General features: G+C 72.4%; 15 protein-coding genes. 4 read left to right on the top strand and 11 right to left on the bottom strand.

The window, feature by feature from the left end:
* Positions 1–169 precede the first annotated feature (169 nt).
* The 10 genes from LHA35_RS13940 to ltnD all read right to left on the bottom strand — a co-directional run bounded on the left by LHA35_RS13940 (position 170) and on the right by ltnD (position 13,046).
* A complete protein-coding gene (locus tag LHA35_RS13940; protein WP_226608880.1) occupies positions 170–904 on the bottom strand; it encodes a glycerophosphodiester phosphodiesterase in 735 nt (244 codons plus the stop codon).
* A 91-nt stretch (positions 905–995) separates the two neighbouring features.
* Positions 996–1,952: an L-histidine N(alpha)-methyltransferase gene (egtD, locus tag LHA35_RS13935; protein ID WP_226608879.1), complete on the bottom strand. Its 957-nt coding sequence runs from the start codon at positions 1,950–1,952 to the stop codon at positions 996–998.
* An 88-nt stretch (positions 1,953–2,040) separates the two neighbouring features.
* Entirely contained in the window at positions 2,041–3,246 is a 1,206-nt protein-coding gene (gene egtB / locus LHA35_RS13930; protein ID WP_226608878.1) for an ergothioneine biosynthesis protein EgtB, read from the bottom strand.
* A gap of 339 nt (positions 3,247–3,585) precedes the next feature.
* The gene (locus LHA35_RS13925; RefSeq protein WP_226608877.1) at positions 3,586–4,728 is read right to left on the bottom strand and encodes a methyltransferase C-terminal domain-containing protein; all 1,143 of its coding nucleotides are present in this window, start codon (positions 4,726–4,728) and stop codon (positions 3,586–3,588) included.
* A 62-nt stretch (positions 4,729–4,790) separates the two neighbouring features.
* A complete protein-coding gene (locus LHA35_RS28655; protein WP_264185538.1) occupies positions 4,791–7,274 on the bottom strand; it encodes a tetratricopeptide repeat protein in 2,484 nt (827 codons plus the stop codon).
* A gap of 52 nt (positions 7,275–7,326) precedes the next feature.
* A complete protein-coding gene (locus tag LHA35_RS13910; RefSeq protein WP_226608876.1) occupies positions 7,327–8,754 on the bottom strand; it encodes a tetratricopeptide repeat protein in 1,428 nt (475 codons plus the stop codon).
* A 4-nt stretch (positions 8,755–8,758) separates the two neighbouring features.
* Positions 8,759–9,121 (bottom strand): flagellar biosynthesis regulator FlaF, encoded by a 363-nt coding sequence (locus LHA35_RS13905; RefSeq protein ID WP_226608875.1) that lies wholly within the window; start codon positions 9,119–9,121, stop codon positions 8,759–8,761.
* 133 nt (positions 9,122–9,254) lie between these two features.
* On the bottom strand, positions 9,255–10,091 hold the full coding sequence (locus LHA35_RS13900) for a flagellin (RefSeq protein WP_226608874.1): 837 nt from the start codon (positions 10,089–10,091) through the stop codon (positions 9,255–9,257).
* Between the two features lie 107 nt (positions 10,092–10,198).
* A complete protein-coding gene (locus LHA35_RS13895; protein ID WP_226608873.1) occupies positions 10,199–11,617 on the bottom strand; it encodes a hypothetical protein in 1,419 nt (472 codons plus the stop codon).
* A 532-nt stretch (positions 11,618–12,149) separates the two neighbouring features.
* A complete protein-coding gene (gene ltnD, locus LHA35_RS13890) occupies positions 12,150–13,046 on the bottom strand; it encodes an L-threonate dehydrogenase (RefSeq protein ID WP_226608872.1) in 897 nt (298 codons plus the stop codon).
* A gap of 183 nt (positions 13,047–13,229) precedes the next feature.
* Between ltnD and LHA35_RS13885 the strand changes: the two genes are divergently transcribed.
* Positions 13,230–14,561, top strand: coding sequence for an NAD(P)H-dependent oxidoreductase (locus LHA35_RS13885; protein ID WP_226608871.1), 1,332 nt, complete (start codon positions 13,230–13,232; stop codon positions 14,559–14,561).
* Positions 14,562–14,641: 80 nt separating this feature from the next.
* Complete coding sequence (locus LHA35_RS13880; protein WP_226608870.1) at positions 14,642–15,616, top strand: Bug family tripartite tricarboxylate transporter substrate binding protein; 975 nt, start codon at positions 14,642–14,644, stop codon at positions 15,614–15,616.
* 85 nt (positions 15,617–15,701) lie between these two features.
* On the opposite strand, the gene LHA35_RS13875 is transcribed toward LHA35_RS13880, so the two are convergent.
* Positions 15,702–16,982 (bottom strand): MmgE/PrpD family protein, encoded by a 1,281-nt coding sequence (locus tag LHA35_RS13875; protein ID WP_226608869.1) that lies wholly within the window; start codon positions 16,980–16,982, stop codon positions 15,702–15,704.
* 325 nt (positions 16,983–17,307) lie between these two features.
* Between LHA35_RS13875 and LHA35_RS13870 the strand changes: the two genes are divergently transcribed.
* Together LHA35_RS13870 and LHA35_RS13865 are read left to right on the top strand one after the other, a co-directional pair.
* The gene (locus tag LHA35_RS13870; protein ID WP_226608868.1) at positions 17,308–18,927 is read left to right on the top strand and encodes a hypothetical protein; all 1,620 of its coding nucleotides are present in this window, start codon (positions 17,308–17,310) and stop codon (positions 18,925–18,927) included.
* A 300-nt stretch (positions 18,928–19,227) separates the two neighbouring features.
* Positions 19,228–20,181 (top strand): glycosyltransferase family 2 protein, encoded by a 954-nt coding sequence (locus LHA35_RS13865; RefSeq protein WP_226608914.1) that lies wholly within the window; start codon positions 19,228–19,230, stop codon positions 20,179–20,181.
* Positions 20,182–20,312 lie beyond the last annotated feature (131 nt).

Genomic DNA, 20,312 nt, shown 5'->3' with positions numbered 1-20,312 from the left:
AGGCACCGGGCAGGGTCCTGGGAGCGATCTGAACCAGCGTGGTTGCCGGTAGGTTACGGCAACCGCCAGACGCGGGACGTCCGGGCGCCAAACCAATAAGGCAAAATGCCCAGGACTGAAATCACCCAAATGCCCAGAGATGGAGAGGGTGGGGCAATCCCGAGCAGCCTCAGCCGCGCAGGCGCAGCGCGAGCGGCGGATCGTCGGTGGCGATGGCATCGAGGCCGAGCGCGAGACCATGCCTGATCGTCGCCTCGTCATTGGCGCCCCAGGCGCCGACCGCCAGCCCGGCCGCCCGGAACCGCGTGACCGCCTCGGCCTCCAGTTCCCCGACCGGCAGGCCGATCTCCTCCGCATTGCAGCTGCGGGCGAGCGCAACCGCCCCGGGCAGGCCCATGCCGCGCCAGGGCTTCGCCTCCAGCAGCAGGACCCGGCGCCGCAGCCCGCCGGCCGCGGCGAACTCAGCCATGGTGAGGGGCTGGAAGCTCATCGCCACGGTCCGGCCACGCATGCCTGCGGCATCAAGCACGGCGAGGCAGGCCGGGACGATGCCGGGATAGGGCCGTCCCTCGGCATCGGCCTTCACCTCCAGCCGCAGGATACGGCCGGCCGCACGGGTCAGCGCGACGGCCTCGGCCAGGCTCGGCGGCGGCTCCCCACCCGTTCCCTTCACCCGCACCCGGCTCAGCTCGGCCAGGGTGCGCGCCCGCACGGGGCCACGCGCATCGGTGGTGCGGTCGAGCGTCGGGTCATGCATCACCACCACCTCCCCATCGGCAGAGAGGTGGACATCGAGTTCCAGCTGCTCGGCCGGCAGGGCAAGGGCCTGCCGGAAGGCGAGCATGCTGTTCTCCGGCCAGAGGAAGGCGCCGCCGCGATGGCTGGCGATATCGGTTCGAGGCATGCGCGGCAGGGTAGCAGGAGCAGGCATGAGAGCGGAGAGGGGCCAGGCGGCGCGCCGCATGCAGCGGACAGGCAGAGTCCGGCCCGCCTCCCTACCCCTCCAGCAGCCAGACCGAGAAGAGCCCCGCCGGGTCGGTCCACATCGCAGCGGCGCGCCAGCCGGCCGCCCCTGCCAGGGCCGCGAGCCGGTCCGGCCGGTACTTGTGGCTGCTCTCGGTATGGATCGTCTCGCCCTCGGCGAAGCGGATCTCCCGCCCGGCCAGCCGCGCGCGCTGGGCTTGCCGCGAGACCAGATGCATCTCAATGCGCTCCAGCCTGTCATTCCAGACAGCCCGGTGACGGAAGGCGGTGAGGGCGAAATCGGCCCCCGCCTCCCGGTTCAGCCGCCGCAGCAGGTTGAGGTTGAAGGCGGCGGTCACGCCGGCGGCATCGTCGTAAGCGGCCTCCAGCACCGCGGCCTCCTTCACCAGGTCCGCGCCCAGCAGCATCCGGGCGCCGCGCCCGAGCGTGCCGTGGGCCCGGCTGAGGAAGGCAACAGCCTCGGCCGGTTCGAAATTGCCGATGGTGGAGCCGGGGAAGAAGCCGAGCCGCGGCGCCGCGCCAAGACGCTTCGGCAGGGCGAAGCCCTGGGTGAAATCGGCCACCACCGGCAGCACCGGCAGGCCGGGCCGGGCCACAGCCACCCGGGAAGCAGCGCCCTCCAGCCACTCGGGCGCGATGTCGACCGGCACATAGGCCGCAGGGTCCTGCAGCCCCGCCATCAGCAGCGCCCCCTTGGCGCCGTCGCCGGGGCCGAATTCCACCACCGCAGCGCCGGGACCGATCGCCGCGGCGATGGCAGCGGCCTGCTCGGTCAGGATCTTCGTCTCGGTCCGGGTCGGATAGTATTCGGGAAGGCGCGTGATCTCCTCGAAGAGCCGCGCGCCCTCGGCATCGTAGAGCCACTTGCAGGGCAGTGTCTTGGGATGCGCCGACAAGCCGGCGAGGGCATCCGCGATCAGCGCGGCGCGCTGCTGCGCCGCCGCGTCACGGGCGAGCGCGCCGCTCATGCCAACCAGCCTTCAAGGGGGCGCCGCCCTCTCAGGCTCGCCCGCCAGGGGCCGTGCACCCCCTGGGCCCGGCCTGAATCAGCCGCCCTCATGCCGCGTCCTCGGCCAGGCGCACGCAACTGAACTGCCAGCGGGAGGCGGGTGGGAAGAAATTGCGGTAGGTCGGACGGGCATGGCCGGGCGGCGTCGCCAGAGAGCCGCCGCGCAGCACCATCTGGCCGATCATGAACTTGCCGTTGTACTCGCCGACTGCGCCCTCCCAGGGCCGGAAGCCGGGATAGGGGAGATAGGCGCTGTTGGTCCACTGCCAGCCGATACCGGTCGCGTCGCGGAAGCCGGGCAATGCCGCGGCCACCTCCCACTCCGCCTCGGTCGGCAGCCGCCTGCCGGCCCAGCGTGCGAAGGCCTCGGCCTCATACCAGGAGATGTGGCGCACCGGCGCGGCGGGATCGACCGGCCGCAGCCCGCCCGGGGTGAACTGCATCCAGCCGCCTTCGCGCCGGTGCCAGTACATCGGCGCTTCCCAGCCCTCCGTGGCGCAGGCTGCCCAGCCATCGCTCATCCAGAGCGTGGGCGTGCGGTAGCCCCCATCGGCGATGAAGGCGATCCACTCGCCGTTGCTTACAAGCCGGTCGGCCACCCGGCAGGCGGCGATCCAGTTCCGGTGCCGCGGCGCCTCGTTGTCGAAGGCGAAGCCGGCGCCGGCATGGCCGATCTCGGCCAGTCCTTCCGGCACCTCCAGGAAGCGGGCCGGGCCGGTCGCCGCACGGGGCTCCTGCCAATCGGGGTCATAGGCCGGCAGCAGCGGATTCTGTGACAGCGCGTGCAGGATATCGGTCAGCAGCAACTCCTGGTGCTGCTCCTCATGCTGCAGGCCGAGTTCGACCAGCGGCAGCATCTCGGGCGGCGGATCGCGCAGCAGCGCGGCCATGCCGGCATCGACATGCGCGCGGTAGGCGGCGACCTCGGCCGCGGAGGGCCGGGTCAGCATGCCGCGCCGTGGCCGGGCGTGCCGCGGCCCGGCGGCCTCATAATAGGAGTTGAACAGAAACCCGAAGCGCTCGTCGAACCGCCGGTAGCCGGAGAGACAGGGCACCAGCAGGAAGGTTTCGAAGAACCAGGTGGTATGCGCCCGATGCCACTTGGCGGGACTGGCATCCGGCATGGATTGGATGCACTGATCCTCGGACGAGAGCGGCGCGGCCAGCGCCTCGGTCCGCGCCCGGACGGCGGCGTAACGCGCTTCGGTCGGGATTGGGCCGCCCGCTGCGGCGCGGGTCTGGATCAGGTTCATATTCCCCCTCCTGATACTGCCGGCCCTGGCGCGTTCCAGGCGCCGCAGCCATGGCGTGCCGGGGAAGACGCGGGCAGCCTGGACACGCCAGACCGTCCCCAGGCCGCAAGCCTGCCTGGGGACGGACCGTTGCGAAGGAAAAGGCGGCCGGGCCGGGATGGTTCCGGCTGCCATGCCTGCCTTCACCACGGCCAGAGGGAACGTTACCGGGGACGAGGCGGCATTAGGCAGGAAAACGGGCGACAGCCACCTGGTGTCGTGACGGGGGGCCACCCCGGTCACCGCAGGGGCGACCGCATCCGGCGGAGCGCCGCTGCCGGTCGGCGCCCCGAACTCCGGTCAGACGATGTGCAAGCCGGGGAGCGGGACGGCCAGCCGGCCCTGCCAGGTGCCGTGCCGCGCCAGGACCTCCCGCACCGTCGCCGGCGGCGTGCCGTCCAGGACCAGCAGGAGGTCAGGCGCCCCCTGGTCCAACGCCGCGACTGGCAGCACGGGCACCTGGCTTCCCGGCAGTTCCAGCCCGCATGCCCCGACGTCCGGATGCACGGTGTAGCCCAGCAGGCCAGGCCCGATCCCACAGGCCGCGGCCAGGGTCGCCGCGGCCGTGCCGGCGCCATAGCCGGCCACCTTCCGCCCGTCCCGCCGCGCCGCCACCAGCAGGTCCAGCACGGCGAGCCTCGCCTCGGCGACCGCGACGGCAGCGCGCCGATAGGCGTCCGGCCCTTCCAGCTCCGCGGCCCGCTCCTCCACGCGCCGGGCCAGCAGGCTCGCCGCGGCCGGCTTGGTGGCGTCCTCGGCATGCCCGACGAGCAGCCGCAGCCAGGGGCCGGGTCCGGGCAGCGGCTCCACCTCGAAGGGCACCAGCCCGTGCAGGCCGAGCAGCATCTCAGCCACCAGTACGGAGGGCAGGCCGGGCAGCGCATGGCTCAGCAGGTCGAAGCGGTTGCCCCGCAGCCAGGACAGCAGATCCGGCAGGTCGAACACCGCGATGCCGCCCGGGGCGAGCAGGGCACGGACACCGGCCAGTGCATCCTGGATATCCGGCGCCGTCGCCAGGACCGCGCCGGCCAGCAGCAGCACCGGGGGCGGCAGCGCCTCCCGCAGTTGCAGGGCGGTCAGCGCCCCGGTCGGCACCGCCCGTGCCGGGATGTCCCGGTTCCGGAAGGGCTCCAGCATCGCGGCATCGAAGGCGGCGACCGGCGTACCGGGACCGAGCCGGAGCCGCGCCGCGAGAAGGCCGGCGAAGCCATGGGCCGGCCGCGGCGCGTCGCGCAGCGCCACGCCGGTGCCGGCCACCTGCACCAGCCGGCAATCCTCGCAGACCAGCGCGCGCAGCGGCGCGCAGGCGACCGGCCGTCCTCCCGTCCCGAGCCGCACCGGATCGACCGAGAGCGGTACCAGACCGAGATCCGCGACCTCTTCCCGCAGGATCGCCCCGCAACTGCGGCAGATGGGCCCCTGCCCCGGCTCGCTCGCCTCCAAGCGGCTCCTCTCCCGCGCGGTGCTCGTGCAGGGAAAAGGCCGAGAGGCCGGATCCTGTTGCATCACAGGGACGTCGCCGTGGCGCACCATCGTCGCCAGGCATCCCGCAGCGTGGCGGCAAGCGCGCGGCCGAAGCGCGCCGCATCCGTGAGTGGGGAGGCCGCGACCCGCGCCCGCAGGCCGGCCCGCAGCGTGGCGAGCGCGGGCAGGTCCCCCGCCCGGGCGATGGCAAGGGCGACATAGGCCTCCTCGGACTCCGCCACCCAGTCCGGCAGGCCGACATTGCTGAGATGGCTGAGCGCATGCCGCGCGCAAAAGCTGTCGCCGGCCAGCGCCACTACCGGCACGCCCATCCAGAGCGCCTCGCAGACGGTAAGGCCGCCGGCATAGGGGAAAGGATCGAGCGCGATGTCGATCCCGCCATAGGCGTCGAGCAGCGCCCGGTGCGGCACCCCGCCCTCCAGCGCCACGCGATCCTCCGGCAGGCCATGCGCCGTGAGCCGCGCGCGCAGCCGCTGGCGCATCGCCGCCTCTCCCAGCGCATGGGTCCGCAGCACCAGCCGCGCCTCCGGCAGCGCGGCCAGGATGCGCCCCCAGGCCCGCAGCACCGGTGGCGTCACCTTGGCCAGGTTGTTGAAGCAGCCGAAGGTGACATGGCCGCGCCCCAGTGCCGGCAGCGGCGCGACCGGCGGCGCCCCGGGCGGCGGCGCATAGCAGACATAGCCATCCGGCAGGTGCAGCAGGCGCTCGGTGTAGAAGCGCTCGAAGCCCGGCGGCGTCTCCCAGCGGTCGGTCAGCATGCCATCCAGCCCGTCGAGGCCCATGGTGGCGTTCTGCATGCCAACCCATTTGATCTGCACCGGCGCCGGCCGGCGCTGCAGCAGGCCCGGCCGGCCACCATCGCCATAGCCGCCGAGGTCGAGCAGGATATCGAGGCCGTCCGCCATCATCAGCCCGGCGAGCGTGGCGACATCCAGATGCTCGGCATCGCGCCAGAGCGCCACGCGCGCGCGGAAGCGCGCGGCCATCGGATCCTGTCGCGGCTTCAGGCAATAGGCCGCCAATTCGAACTCGGCCTCCGGCAGCGCCTCCAGCCCCGCGAGCGTCAGCCAGCCCACCGGGTGCTGGCCAAGGCCGCCCGAGAGCAGGCCGATCCGCAGCCGCCGGCCCGGGTCGCGCGGCCGGGGTGGCGGTGGCGCGGCAGGGCCGAGCGCGGCGGCAACCGCCCGGCCGGCGGCGAGCAGCGCCGCGGCATGGCCTCGCTCTGGGTGGTAGGGCAGCACCGCCATGCGCGTCATAAGCGCCGGCGCGCCGCCGGCGGGATGCGCCACCGCCGCCTCGACCGCCGTCAGCGCGGCCTCCTGCTCGCCCATCGCGTTCAGCGCCAGCGCCTGGTTCATCAGCAGAACCGGCTGCGGGCCGAAATCGGCGATCGCCTCCTCCAGCACCTCAAGCATGGCGGCGAGGCGGTGCTGCTTCCACAGCACGGTCGCCAGCCGGTTTCGCAGGTCGAGATCGGTGGGCCGGACGGGGATGGCGGCACGCAGCAGCGGCTCGGCTTCCTGCCCGCGTCCGGCATCGGCGAGGGCGCAGCCGAGCGCCGCCTGGATCTCCCCCTCCTCGGGCGCGAGCGCGGCGGCCAGATGCAGTTCCGCCAGCGCGGCCTCCCGCCGCCCGGCGGCGGCATGCAGCGTGGCGGCGGCAAATGCCCAGCCCGCAGCGGCGGGATCGGTGACGGCACGGGCCGCGACCGCGGCCAGCGCGGCCTCCGGTCCCTCGCGGCGCAGCAATAGCTCGGCCAGCAGCCGGGCCGCGCCTGCATGCGCCGGCCGGCGTGCCAGCACCGCTTCCGCCGCGGCGATGGCGCCGGCCAGGTCGTCCCGGCGCCACGCCAGGCGCGCCGCGGCGAAGTCCAGTTCCGGCTCGTCCGGGTCGATGGCCCGGGCGCGGGCGATGCCGTCCGCCGCCGCGTCGAGGCGGCCGGCCGCCTCCTCGAGCGCGGCAAGGGCCGCAAGGGCCGGCACATGCTGCGGATCGCGCAGCAGGGCGGCGCGGAACAGCGCCTCGGCCCGCCCGGCCTCGCCGCGCAGCCCGGCGATGTTGCCCAGCCGGAAGGGCGGTTCGGCATGGTCGGGGAGGTCGCGGGCGGCGTCCTCCAGCGCCGGCACCGCTTCCGCGAGCCGGCCGAGCTGCATCAGGGCGAGGCCGAGATTGAGTGCGGCGAGCCCGCCTCCATCCCCGCGCGCCACGGCCTCACGCAGCAGGGGAACCGCTGCCGCCGGCGAACCCTCGGCCAGCGCGCGGAGACCGGCACGCCAGGGTCCGGCGGCATGACTGCCATGACGCCCAGCCTCTCCGGTGTCCTCGGCGGCCTCCGGGGCGCCCCCGCCTGCTCCGGACGACCGCCAGCGCGGCCCGCCAGGAGGCGGCGCGCCGGGCTCGATCGCGGAGGTCCGGTCGCCCCGGGGCAATTGCGCCGCCGCCACATTCGGATCCGGGCCGCCATGGGACGGCAAGGCCGGATCCGGACGTGCAGCCACCACCATGCGGTCGCGGCTGCCGGCCTCTTTCGCATCGCGCGCCAGTACCCCGGACATGTCAGGGCCCGGCGGCATCGGCGGCGACCAGGAGACCGGGGACGACCGCTTCCCCGTCGCGGCGCAACGCCTCCTCCCGGCATTCCAGCATGCGCAGGCCGGCTTCCAACAGGCAGGCGACGAGGTAATCCGGCGCATGGGCGTAGCGCCCCGCCTCCCCCGGCCGCCAGCCCGCGCCGGGCGCGGCGCGCTCCAGGCTGAACAGCAGCAGCCCGCCCGGCGCCAGGCGCTGCCGGCAGAGCGCCAGCACCTCCCGCAAGTCGCCGAAATAGCAGAAAACATCCGCCGCGGTGATCAGCGCATGGCTGCCGGCATCCTCTCGCAGCGCCGAAGTCAGCTCGGCCTGCCGCAGCCCGGCATAGATCCCCTTGGCCGCCGCCTCCTCCAGCATGCGGCGCGAGAGGTCGATTCCGGTGAGTGGCCCACCCAACAGGTCCGAGAGTGCGACGCCCACCAGCCCGGTCCCGCAGCCGAGATCGAGCACCGGGCCGAGCCGCGCCTCCCCGGCCGCCACGGCGGGCAGCAAACGCTCCACCGCCCGCCGAACCAGGCCGGGCACCCGGTAGCCGAGGCCGATCAGCGCTGCCTCGAAATGCGGCGCATAACCATCGAACAGGGCGGTGACATAGCCGTCCGGCGCGCGGCTAGGCGCGGTGCCGCCTGATGAAGGGGCGAGATGGTCGCTCCCCGGCGCAAGGCGCGCGGCGGCGGCGAAATGCGGCGCCGCCTCCGCAAGCCGGCCAGCGCCCACCAGCGCATGCGCCAGCACGCCGTGCACCGCACCATCCACGAGGCCACGGGCGAGCGCGGCGCGCGCCAGCCGCTCGGCCTCCGGCGCATCGCCGGCCAGCAGCGCCGCCTGGGCGCGTAGCGCGGCGAGGCCGGGTGTGGCTGGCGCCGTCGCCTCGCACTGCGCCAGGAGTTCGGCCGCCGCCGCATGGCGCCCGGCACGCAGGAAGGCCTGGCCGAGGCGGAACTGCAGCATGGGGTTGCCGGGGTCGGCGCGCCAGGCCTCGCCGAGGAACCAGATCGCCTCGTCGTGGCGGCCCTCCTCCAGCAGCGCGGCAGCGAGCAGCAGGCGGCCGGCGAGTTCACCCGGCGCGGCCATCACGGCCGCGGCAGCATCCTCGGCGGCGGCGGCATGGCGGCCGCGCGCGAGACGGATGCGCGCGCGCAGCCGGCGCGGGGCCGGCGCTTCCGGCTCCTCGGTCAGTGCGACATCGGCAGCCGCCTCGGCTTCCGCGAGGCGGCCGAGGCGCAACAGTGCCTCGGCGCGCAGCATGGTGGTCGCGGGCCCGGGCGCCAGGACGCCGAGGCGATCGAGCATCGGCAGCGCCTCGGCCGCGCGGCTCTCCTGCAGAAGCGCGCGCGCCTGATCCGCAAGACGGGCGGTCAGGGCCGAAGGGGCGGAGCGGGTCTCGGCCAGCATCGGCTCAGCGCCAGAGGCCGGCGGCGATGTGCTCGTTCATCTCGGCGATGAAGCCGAGATCGGGCGCCGGCTGGTCGCATTCCCGCAGCACCGCCAGCGCCACGCCCGCGATCTGCGCGCGGAGCGCGGCCGGCAGGGCGTTGGTCGGGTCGATCACCGCGCCATGCACGGCGTCCCAGAGACGGCGATTATCCGCGATGGCGTGGGCACGGGCGAGCGGATCTCCCCCCTCGGCGCCGCGGATGGCGCGCGTCGCGCGGGTGAAGATCTCGGCCTCCATCTGCTTCGCGGTCAGGCGACGGCGATAGGCGGCGGCGCCGGCGGAGGCGGGCAGCGGCGCTTCGGCCGCGGAATTCGGATGGGTCATGCGCAGCATTCCTTGCTGGAGTGCCGCTCGGGCTCGGCCGCGACGGCGTGGCTGGAAAGGTCGGCCGGCCTCCTGCCGGCAAGCCGCTGACCCGCGCGCGAAGCGGGGCGGACGACGCAGTAGGCGAAGGCGATCAGCGGAACAGGGACAGCAGCGTCTGCGGCGCCTGGTTGGCGATGCCCAGCGCCTGGGTGCCGAGCTGCTGGCGGATCTGCAGCGACTGCAGCCGGGCGGATTCCTTGGCGAGGTCGGCATCGACCAGCGCGCCGAGGCCGCCTTCCTGGGCGTCCATCTTCGCCTTGTTATAGGTGATCTGGCTGTCGATGTAGTTGGAGTAGCTGCCGAAGTTGTTGAGCTGCGTGAGCGTGTTGCTGATCGCCGTTGTCAGCGCGCCGCCGCCAGTCAGCGCAGCCGAGGCGGAGGCGCGATCCCAACCATCGGCGGTCGAGATCTCGTTGAAGATGTTGGTCAGCGCCGAATAGCCGTCGAAGCTGTAGGTTACGCCAGCGCCGTTGCGCACCACCACATTCGCCAGGGTGCTGATGCTCTCATCGAGGATGTTCTTGCCGTTGTAGCTGGCATCCTCGATGAAGGCCTTGATGTTGGCGGTGAGCTGCTTCACCTGCGCCTGGTATTGTTCCTGCTGGTCGGAGGTGATGGTCCCGTCGGCGAGCTTGACGACAATGGTCTTCAGCTTCTTCAGCGTCTCCGAGACGTTGGAGAGGCTGGTCTGGGTGACGTCGAGCAGCCCCTTGACGCCGCCGAGCTGCTCATTGGCCGAGGCGGTCGCCGCGATCTCGCCCCGCACGCGCTCCGCCACCGCGAAGGCGGCGCCGTCATCCTTCGCATCCGCCACGCGATAGCCGGTGGAGATGCGCTTCTGCGTCGCGGTCAGTTCATCGGACGTGCGGTTCAGCGACTGCAGCGCCACCATGGCGCCGATATTGGTGTTCACCGAGTTCAAAGGCATGCGGGTTTTCCCTCCGGCTGCCGGGCCCCGGTTCGTCCGGGACCACGGCAGCATCTTCCCGCAGGCAGGGTGAAGGCGGCGTTAAGGCGGCGCAGGCCGGCCGCGGGTCAGGCGAACATCATTTGGCTGTCCGGCAGCCGGTCGAGGCCCGGGAGGATCACGCCGCCCTTCCCGCCAGCCCAGGTCAGGCCAAGGCCCGGGATGCCAATCGTGGCAGGATCCCAGTAGATCAGGCTGTTCGGCGCGATGCCGCTGAAGCTCAGCGTATCGGCCGCCGAGTCGAAGCCATAGATCAGCGCGGCGCCGGATTCGGGGAGGAGGACCCAATTCTCGGCCGCCGCGGTACCGGTCCAGGTGCCACCCTCGGCACCGACCTGCAGGACGCTGCCGACCGCAGCCTCGGGCAGGGCCATCGCCTGGGGACCGAGGATGCCAAGCCCGCTGGCCGGCACCCACATCGGCAGGAAATGGTTGTCATAGACCGCATGCCCCGCGCCGCTGCCGTCGGCAGCGGCGAGGCGTCCGACGCCATGGCCATAATAGAGCTTGCCGCCCGCCGGGATAGGCCCGTCGAAGCGGACATAGAGCGTGTCGGGCATATCGGTGGCAAGCGCGGCGGCAGCGCCGGTGACGACACTGCCGTCCGGCGCGATGACCGACCAGCCCACCCCGCGGGTCGCGGCATCATCAAGCGGGCGGAGGCTGCTGGCCGCGTCGAAGGCCACATTGAGGGTGAGGTGGTCGGGCCCCGTCAACCTGGCCTGCACCACCTGCGGGCCGAGATTGCCGACATTGCCGCCGGCGAGCGCGACCGGCGAGCCGGGCTTGGCATAGGCCGCCCATTCCTCCGCCAGCGAGACCGCGATGCGGTTGGCGGCCAGCAGGCTGTCGCCGAAGGACATGTGAGGGCCGCCATAGTCAGGGGTGGCCGGGTTCTTGTCGAGATCCTCCCAGGACATGTCCACATCCTGCACGCGGGCAGCGATGCCGGCGTTGAAGGCGGGATCGGCGGCCAGGTTCTCCATTCCCATGCGGATCGCCTGATGCCCGGCAGCGGTCCCGCTGGAATAGGGAATGGCGCTGACGAAGAGGTAGGGCATCTCCGCGGGGGCCTTGCCGAAGGCCTGCCGCACCAGCGCCGCATCGAAGCGCACGGCGCTCTCCCAGGTGGCGGGCGAGAGGTCGGCGCGGATGCTGTCATACTCGTTGTGCAGCCAGACCACGGCCGTGGGATCCGCCTTCTGCGCAGGGGGCAGGCCGTTGATGTAGTTCAGCAGGCCCTGCTCCAGCGCCGCCACCTGCCAGCCGCCATCGGCGGTCGGTTTCACCCAGTCGGAGAGAAAAGCGGTACCGCTGTAGACCGTGTTCCCCGCGCTGCCGCGGTCATGGGCGAACTGGAGAGTGACCCGGTCATTCACGCCATCGAAGCCGAGCAGGGATTCGGTATGCTTGACGATTTCTTTGCCGTTGAGGACGCCAAGGAGAAAGGCATTGGACTGGCCGCGCAACAGGGCGTTCAAATTCACCGGGTACCTCGCATTCGAAAAGCTAAGAGCTAATGATGCGGCATCCGAAGGAGTTCGCCGAAACGCGTCTTTGTGAGACTTTGACCAGTACTTCCTTCAGCGACTGCTCGCGCGCATGGTGTGTGCGTCGCCGGGTCTAGAGCCCTTGCAGCAGCAGCGCCAGTTCCGCGAGCCCCCAGGCCATGAGCAGCGCGATGATGCCGACCAGGCTTGCCTCCTGCACCGGGCCAAGGGCGGACAGCCAGCGACGCACACCACCGGGCTGCCGGCATGTCATACGCGTCGTCCGGGCTGGGAGGACAGGCCGGGCCCAGGCGGGGCACGGCGGAATGGCAAAGCCGGCATCGGCAAATGCATGGGTCTGCATGACCCTTATAGGAACAAACAGAGAACTTAGACGCAAGGGAAAAGTTCACCCTCTGTTCATGGGATCGTGCCTCGCGCCCCGGGGGATGGCAAGCGGCACGGCGCGCGGTGGCGGGGCGCCCCTTCCCTCCCCGGCGGGCCCGCCGCGCGCCCTTGCCCGGCTTCCCTACCCTTCCTTCGGCAGCTGGATGCCGCTCAGCGCCTGATAGGCACGGATGACGAAGGCATCGTCCTTGCCCCCATGCCCCTGCGCCCGGGCCGAGACGAAGAGCTGGTGCGCCTGCGCCGCCAGCGGCGTCGGGAAGGCGACGCTCCGCGCCAGGTCGCCAACCAGGCCGAGATCCTTGACGAAGATGTCCACCGCCGAGAGCGGCGTCTCGTCGCCCGCCAGCACATGCGGCATGCGGTTCTGGAACATCCAGGAACTGCCGGCCGCGCCGGTGACGATCTCGAACAGGGTCTGCGGATCGAGCCCCGACCTGATGCCGAGCGCCATGGCCTCCGCCGCGACCGCGATATGCACGCCGGCCAGCAGCTGATGCACCACCTTCATGGTGGAGCCAAGGCCGGGCGCCTCCCCCAACACCCAGACCTTCTTCGAGACGGCCTCCAGCACCGGCTGCGCCTTGGCCAGGGCGGCGGCCGAGCCGGAGGCCATGACGGTCATCTGCCCCGCCCGGGCGCCGACCGCGCCGCCCGAGACCGGCGCATCGACATAGAGGAAGCCGCCCGCCTCCGCCCGTGCCGCCAGCCGGCGGGCCTCCTCGGGCGCCATGGTGGAGGAGACGATGATCACGGCCCCGGGGGCGAGGCGCGGGGCGGCGCCCTCCGGCCCGAACAGCGCCGTCTCCGCCTGCTGGGCGTTCACCACCAGGACCAGCACCGCCTCGGTGCCCTCAGGCAGGTCGGCGGCCCGCGCCACGCCGGTGCCGCCGGCGGCGGCGAATTCCTCGCGTGTCGCCTCCCGCGGGTCGCAGCCCGCAACCTGCATCCCCGGCGCCTTCACCAGGTTGAGCGCCGCGCCCATCCCCATGCTGCCCAGCCCGATCACCGCGACGCGCATGGCGTCCCTCCTCGCTATCCTGACGGGGGAGGCTCCGGCCAGGGCGCCGAAGCGTCAAGCCGCCCGGGGGGACCGCCAGGCGCCCGGCCGGCGCGGCGGACCGACGCGGCGCTTTTGCCGCGCCTCCGGCTTCCCGAAGGCGGCACATGCTTTAGGCTCCGCCGCCTTCGGGAAGGTACGGACATGAATCTGCACAGGATGCTCCAGGCCAGGGCCGCGGCGGGCCGGCCGGTGACGGTCGGGGTGATCGGGGCCGGCAAATTCGGCTCCATGTTCCTTGCCGCCGCACAGCGGACCCCGGGCATGCATATCGTCGGCATCGCCGACCTGGCCCTGCCGCGGGCCCGCGCCGCGCTCGCCCGCATCGGCTGGCCCGAGGCGACCTACGCGGCGCCGGATCTTGATGCCGCCTGCCGCACCGGCGCGACGGCGCTGACCGAGGACGCGATGGCGCTGATCGCCGATCCGCGGATCGAGGTGATCATCGAATGCACCGGCCACCCGGCCGCTGGCATCTCTCATGCGCTCGCCGCCATCGGGCACGGCAAGCATATCGTCATGGTGAATGTGGAGGCCGACGTGCTGGCCGGTCCGCTGCTGGCGGAGAAGGCGCGCGCCGCTGGCACGGTCTATTCCATGGCCTATGGCGACCAGCCGGCCCTGGTCTGCGAGATCGTGGACACGCTGCGCGCCGAGGGCTTCACCGTCGTCGCCGCCGGCAAGGGGACGAAATATCTGCCGGAGTACCACGCCAGCACGCCGGCCACGGTCTGGGGTTATTACGGCCTGACCGAGGAGCAGGCGCGGCTCGGCGGGATGAACCCGCAGATGTTCAACTCCTTCCTCGACGGCACGAAGTCCGGGATCGAGATGGCGGCGATCGCCAATGCCACCGGGCTGCAGCCGCCCGAGGACGGCCTGATGTTCCCGCCCTGCGGCGTGCACGACCTGCCGCGCGTCTTCGCCGGCTCGACCGGACGGGTGGAGGTGATCTCCTCGGTCGAGCGCGACGGGCGGCAGGTGGTGGGCGACCTGCGCTGGGGCGTCTATGCGGTGTTCGAGGGCGAGACGGACTATATCCGCCGCTGCTTCTCCGAATACGGCGTCGCCACCGATCCCTCCGGCCGCTACGCCGCGCTCTGGCGGCCCTATCACTTCATCGGGCTGGAGCTCGGCATCTCGGTCGCCTCCGCCGCGCTGCGCAGGGAGCCGACCGGCTGTTCCGATGCCTGGCGGGGCGATGTGGCGGCGACGGCCAAGCGCGACCTGGCGCCGGGCGAGGTGCTGGATGGCGAGGGCGGCGCCATGGTCTGGGGCAAGTGCATCCCGGCCGAACGCTCCCTCGCCCTGGGCGCGCTGCCGATTGGCCTCGCGCATGGCGTGCCGCTGAAACGGGCGGTGAAGGCGGGCAGCATCGTCGGCTATGACGATGTCACACTTGACGACGCCTCCGAGGCGGTGCGCATCCGCCGGGCGATGGAGGCTGCGGCGCGCCCGGCCAGGGCCGCCGAGTAGAAGCTGGGTCTGTCGGGGTTCTCCCGGCACCATCCGCGGGCAAAGGCCCGCGCAAGGGCCCGGAACCGGGGGGACCGCCGATGGGACGCTGGATGGGCGCGCTCGCCACGCTGCTGTTCCTCGCCGCGCCGTTGCGCGCGCAGGAATTCCCGAACCGCCCGATCACGCTGATCGTCGTCTTCGCGCCCGGCGGCGCGACCGACGTGCTGGCCCGCATCGTCGGCGCGCATATGGCGCGGACGCTCGGCCAGCAGGTAGTGGTGGAGAACGTCACCGGCGCCGGCGGCACGATCGGCGGCGCGCGCGGCGCGCAGGCGGTGCCGGATGGCCATACGCTGACGGTCGGCAGCCTTGGCAGCCACTCCGCCTCACCCAGCATCTACCGCAACGTCGCCTATGACCCGCGCGCACTGACGCCGATCGGGCTGATTGCCGGCACGCCGCTCTATGTCCTGGTCCGGAAGGGCTTCCCCGCGCGCGACTTCGCCGAATTCGCGGCGCAGGTGCGGGAGAATCCGGGCTGCATCTCCAATGCCAATGCCAATGCCGGCATCGGCTCGACCAACCACCTGGCCTGCTCGCTCTTCGCCCATCTGGCCGGGCTGCGCATGAACGAGGTCCCCTACCGCGGCGAGGGACCGGCGGTGAACGACCTAGTGGCAGGCATGGTGGACAGCGCCTGCGTGCTGGCACCGGCCGCGGTGCCGCAGATCCAGGCCGGCACGGTGCATAGCCTGCTGATCGCGGGCGCCACGCGGAGCGCCGGCGCGCCGGATGTGCCGACCAGCCGGGAGGCAGGCGTGCCCGATTTCATCTTTCAGGGCTGGAACGCGATCTTCGCCCCGCGCGGCACACCGCCGTCGGTGCAGGCACGGCTGGCCCAGGCACTCGGCGAGGCGCTGGCCGACCCGGCCATTCGCCGCCGGATCGAGGAATTGGGCTCCATTCCCGCCCTGCCGGAGCAGCAGGGACCGGAGGCGCTGGCGGCACTGGTCCGCAGCGAGGTGGCGCGTTGGGCCCAGGTGGTGCGGGCGGCGGGGATCGAGCCGCAATAGGCTGCGGGTGGCGCCTCCGGGCTGTCGCGCAGCCCGGACCGCCCCCTCCCCCGCCCGCAGAAAGAGGGGTGGAGTGGAGTGCGAGCTACGGCCGGAAGGCGGCCAGAAGCTGCGAGGCGCGCGTCACGCGGTCCGGATGCCGCGCCATTTCCCACAGTTCCGCCCAGCGGGCGCCGAAGCCGGGCTCGACGCAGCGGCGGAATTTCTCCCGCAGCGCCGCTTCGGGATGCGGACGGTCCGGGTCGCCGGGAGTGCCGACCACCTCCCGCCGGCGGACCGTGCCATCCGCGAGACGCAGGGTCAGGCGGCAGACGCGCTCGCCCGGCTGGCGCGCGGTCAGCGCCGGATCCTCCCGCACCGTCACCCTTGCCGCGAGCGCCCGCGCCACCGGGTCGGCGATGGCGGCGGAGGAGAAGGCTTCGATCCAGGCGCAGCCGCTCACGATGCGCGTCGCCACCGTGAAGGGGATGGAGAAACGGCCGGCAATCGGAGCGGCCGGCGCGCGCTCCGAAAGCAGGGAGGCGGAGTGGAAGGTCTCGACCTCGATGGCCGCGACCTGTTCCGGCGTGACGGGCGCTTCCGCCAGCAACAACTCGATCGCCTCGAGAGCCCCCTGGGTCTCCCTGCAGCAGGAATGCAGCTTCAGGAAGCTCTCCAGGATGAACCAGCGGCCGGTGGAGGCTTCGTAGGCCATCTGGTCCCACCCCTCCCCCACCACCTGGCCGAAGACCACCGGGATGCCACCCGGCTCGCCTGTGATGCCGGCCTCGGCCAAGTCCACCGCCAGCAGCCCGTTCTGCGCGGCGCCGCCGGCATAGACGTTGCGGACCGACCCGCCGCGCAGCGAGGCGGTGGCGCTGGTCGCGAGGCCAAGGCTGGCCGCGACCTCCAGCGCGCGCGTCGCAAGCGCCGCGTCGCGGCCGCGCAGGCTGGCGACTGCGGCGGCGGCGCCGATCACGCCCCAGGTGCCGTGCGGATGCGCCGCCGGCCGCAGGCGCATGGCATGCCCGACCCGCGCGCCCGCCTCATAGCCAAGGATGCTCGCCGTCAGCAGCGCCGCGCCGGAGCAGCCACGCGCCGCCGCTTCCGCCAGCGCGGGGGCAACGGCATGGATCGCGGGATGGCCGCCGGCGGGGTAGTTGCCCTCGTCCAGCTCGGCAGCGGTGCCGGCAAGGCCGGTCAGGAAGGCGGCCATGGGCGGCGGCGCGGCGGCGGCGGTGCCGAGCAGCGGCACGCCACCGGTCGCATGGCGCGCGGTGATGGCGCGCACCTCCGCTTTGCGGTGGCCCGCGACGATCGCGGCCAGGGTATCGGCGAGGATCAGGCCCGCATGGTCGCGGACATGGGCGGGGATGTCGGGCTGCATGGCGCGGCAGCCTTAGCCTGCCATCGTCCCGAGTGGAAACATTCTGGCCGAGGCGCGAACCCGACAAGGGCGGGTGCCGGAAGCGGCAAGCCGCCGTCTCCCCGCGGCCCGGGGCGGATCGCGGGCGGGCGCGGACCTCTATCCTCCTGAATCCCGGCACAAGGATGCGTCCCATCAGGTCGCGCCCGGGCATGAACGCGATCCGGCGGGAGGGGGACAGGATGACCGTCCCGTGACCGCATCGTCATTTCCATTGCTGACCTCCATAATTCTAAGGTTGGCCAGCCGGGATACGGCACAGGGCTCGCCCGGCAGGGAGGTAGCCATGACGTCTCACCGGACGGCCGCCAGCCTCTGGGCTCTTGCCCTCGGCCTCTCGCTCGCCCCGGCACCCGGACAGGCCCAGACCCACAGCCATGCGCATGGCGGGACGCCCCCGGCACCCGCCACGCTTGGCCAGGTGCATTTCCCCGTCAGTTGCACGCCGGAGGCGCAGGCGGCCTTCGACGCGGCCATGAAGCTGCAGCACTCCTTCTGGTACCAGGCGGCCGGCGAGGCCTTCCGCCGGGTCCGGGAAGACGACCCCGATTGCGTCATGGCCTATTGGGGCGAGGCCATGGCGCTGCTGGTGAACCCCTTCACCGTCACCTCCGCAGCCAATCTCCGCGCCGGCCGCGCCCTGCTGGCGGAGGCGCAGCGCATCGGCGCGAAGAGCGAGCGCGAGGCTGGCTTCATCGCCGCGCTCGGCGAACTCTACGGCAATGAGGACCCGGCGACCCACCGCGCCCGCCTCACGCGCTACGAGGAGGCGATGACGCGGCTGCACGAACGCTTCCCGGATGACCCGGAGGTGCGCATCCACTATGCCCTCGCCCTCGTCATGGCCGCGTCGCCGACCGACAAGAGCCTCGCCCGGCAGCGCCGCGCGGCGGAGATCCTGGAAGCCGAATGGACGCGCCAGCCGCAGCATCCCGGCGTTGCCCACTACCTGATCCACACCTACGACGTGCCCGCGCTGGCCGCGCGCGGCGTCCCGGCGGCCGAGAAATACGCCGCCATCGCGGCCGATGCGCCGCATGCGCTGCACATGCCCTCCCACATCTTCACCCGGGTCGGGCGCTGGGAGGATTCCATCGAGACCAACCGCCGCTCTGCCGAGACGGCGCGGGCGCGGGAATCGGTCTTCGACGAGATTCATGCCCTGGACTACATGGTCTATGGCTATCTGCAGACCGGCCAGATCGAGGCCGCGCGGAAGGTGATCGAGGACCTGCCGCGCTTCGAGGCCTGGCCCCCGCCGACGCCGCTCTTCGGCTGGGCGCTGACGGTGATGCCGGCGCGCTTCGCGCTGGAACGCGGCGCCTGGGAGGAGGCGGCGGCGCTCACGCCCGGCCAGCAGACGGCGCCGCTGATCCGCGCCAACACGCATGTCGCCCGCGCCATCGGCGCGGCGCGTGCCGGGCGGCCGGATGATGCCGCGGCGGATATCGAGGCGCTGAAGGAGGTGGCGGCGACGCTGCGCGCGGGTGATCCCTATTGGGCGGAGCAGACGGAGATCCTCCGCCTGAGCGCCGAGGCGTGGGTGGCCGAGGCACGGGGCGAGCGCGAGCAGGGCCTCAACCTGCTGCGCGAGGCGGCGGAGCGGGAGGCGCGCACCGACAAGCACCCGGTGACCCCCGGCCCGCTGATGCCGGCGCGCGAGCAACTCGGCGAGATGCTGCTGCTCGCCGGCCGCCATGCCGAGGCGGAGCGCGAATTCCTGGCGGTGCAGGAGACCGAGCCGCGCCGCTTCCGCGCCGTCCATGGCGCTGCCCGCGCCGCCGCGCTGGCCGGCCACCAGGAGACGGCGCGCGCGCAATATGCGCAGCTGCTGGAGATCGCGGCCCGCGCCGATCCCGGACGGCCGGATATCGAGCAGGCGCGGGCCTATCTGGCGCGTCGGTGACGGGGACCGGGGCGGCTACCCGCCCCATCTCTTCCGCGCCCGCATGGCGCAGACCGCGGGCCCGAGCATCCCGAGGCGCTCTCCAAGGGGGCGGTCCGGCCCGCTGCCAGCGCCTGCCTGCACCCGGACTGACCGGCTTGTGAGCCTTGCCGCCTGCCACATCCGGAGCCGGATGGCGTTGCCTTGAGTGTCGGGGGTTCCATGCCCGACGGCATTTGTATTTCAGCGGGTCATCCCATGGACGATTCACCCCAGTGGCGAGACCCATTGGCCAGTGCGGCGCTGCCGCCGGCCCCGCGCATGGCGCCGCCCGCCCTTTCCGTCGTGGTGCCGGCCTATAACGAGGCACCGGTGCTGCAGGCCTTCCACCGCAGGTTGGAAGCGGTGATGCAGCGGCTCGGCATGTCCTGGGAGGTGGTCTATGTCGATGACGGCTCCTCTGACGGCACGCTCGACCTCCTGCTGGCCCTGAAGGCAGCGAGGCCGGAGGTCGCGGTGGTCGCGCTCAGCCGCAATTTCGGCAAGGAGGCGGCGCTGACGGCCGGCCTCGACCACGCCCGTGCGACGGACGCGATCATTGTCATCGATGCCGACCTGCAGGATCCGCCGGAGGTGATTCCGGACCTGGTCGCGGCCTGGCGGGAGGGCGTGGATGTCGCCTATGCCCAGCGCCGCTCCCGCGCCGGGGAAACCTGGCTGAAGCGGACGACAGCCAGCGCCTTCTACCGGGTGATGCAGCGGCTCGGCGGCCCGGTGCGCATGCCGGCCGATACCGGCGACTTCCGGCTGATGAGCCGACGGGCCGTGGATGCGCTGCTGCAGCTGCGGGAACGGCACCGCTTCATGAAGGGCCTCTTCGCCTGGGTCGGCTTCCCCTCCCGAGCCGTACTCTATGACCGGGATCCGCGGGCGGCGGGCAGCACGAAGTGGAACTACCGCCGGCTCTGGACCCTCTCGCTGGAGGGGATCACCAGCTTCACCACCTTCCCGCTGCGGGTCGCCACCTGGCTGGGCCTGGCCACGGCGGCCTTCGCGCTCGTCTTCGGCGGCTGGGTGGTGCTGAAGGCGCTGCTCTACGGCAATCCGGTGCCGGGCTATCCGAGCCTGATGACGGTGGTGCTGCTGCTGGGCGGCGTGCAACTCGTCACCCTGGGCGTGATAGGCGAATATCTCGGCCGCGTCTTCAATGAGACGAAGGGCAGGCCGCTCTACGTCGTTGGGCGGCATCTGCCGAGCGGGCGACCGGAGGATTAGAGCAGATCGCGGACGGGCATCAACGCCCGGGAGCGTGCTTCTGCTCGAAAAGCCAAGAGCTACAGGGGACAGGCGTTCAGATAGGAACGCAATCGGCTCTTGAGCAGCGGCCGTCTGACGGCAGCGCGCCG

The sequence above is a fragment of the Roseicella aerolata genome (genome assembly GCF_020523605.1).
Classification (GTDB): Bacteria; Pseudomonadota; Alphaproteobacteria; order Acetobacterales; family Acetobacteraceae; genus Paracraurococcus; species Paracraurococcus aerolatus.
The sequence above is the reverse complement of the archived record's forward strand: the minus strand, read 5'-3'. Positions and strand labels throughout refer to the sequence as shown.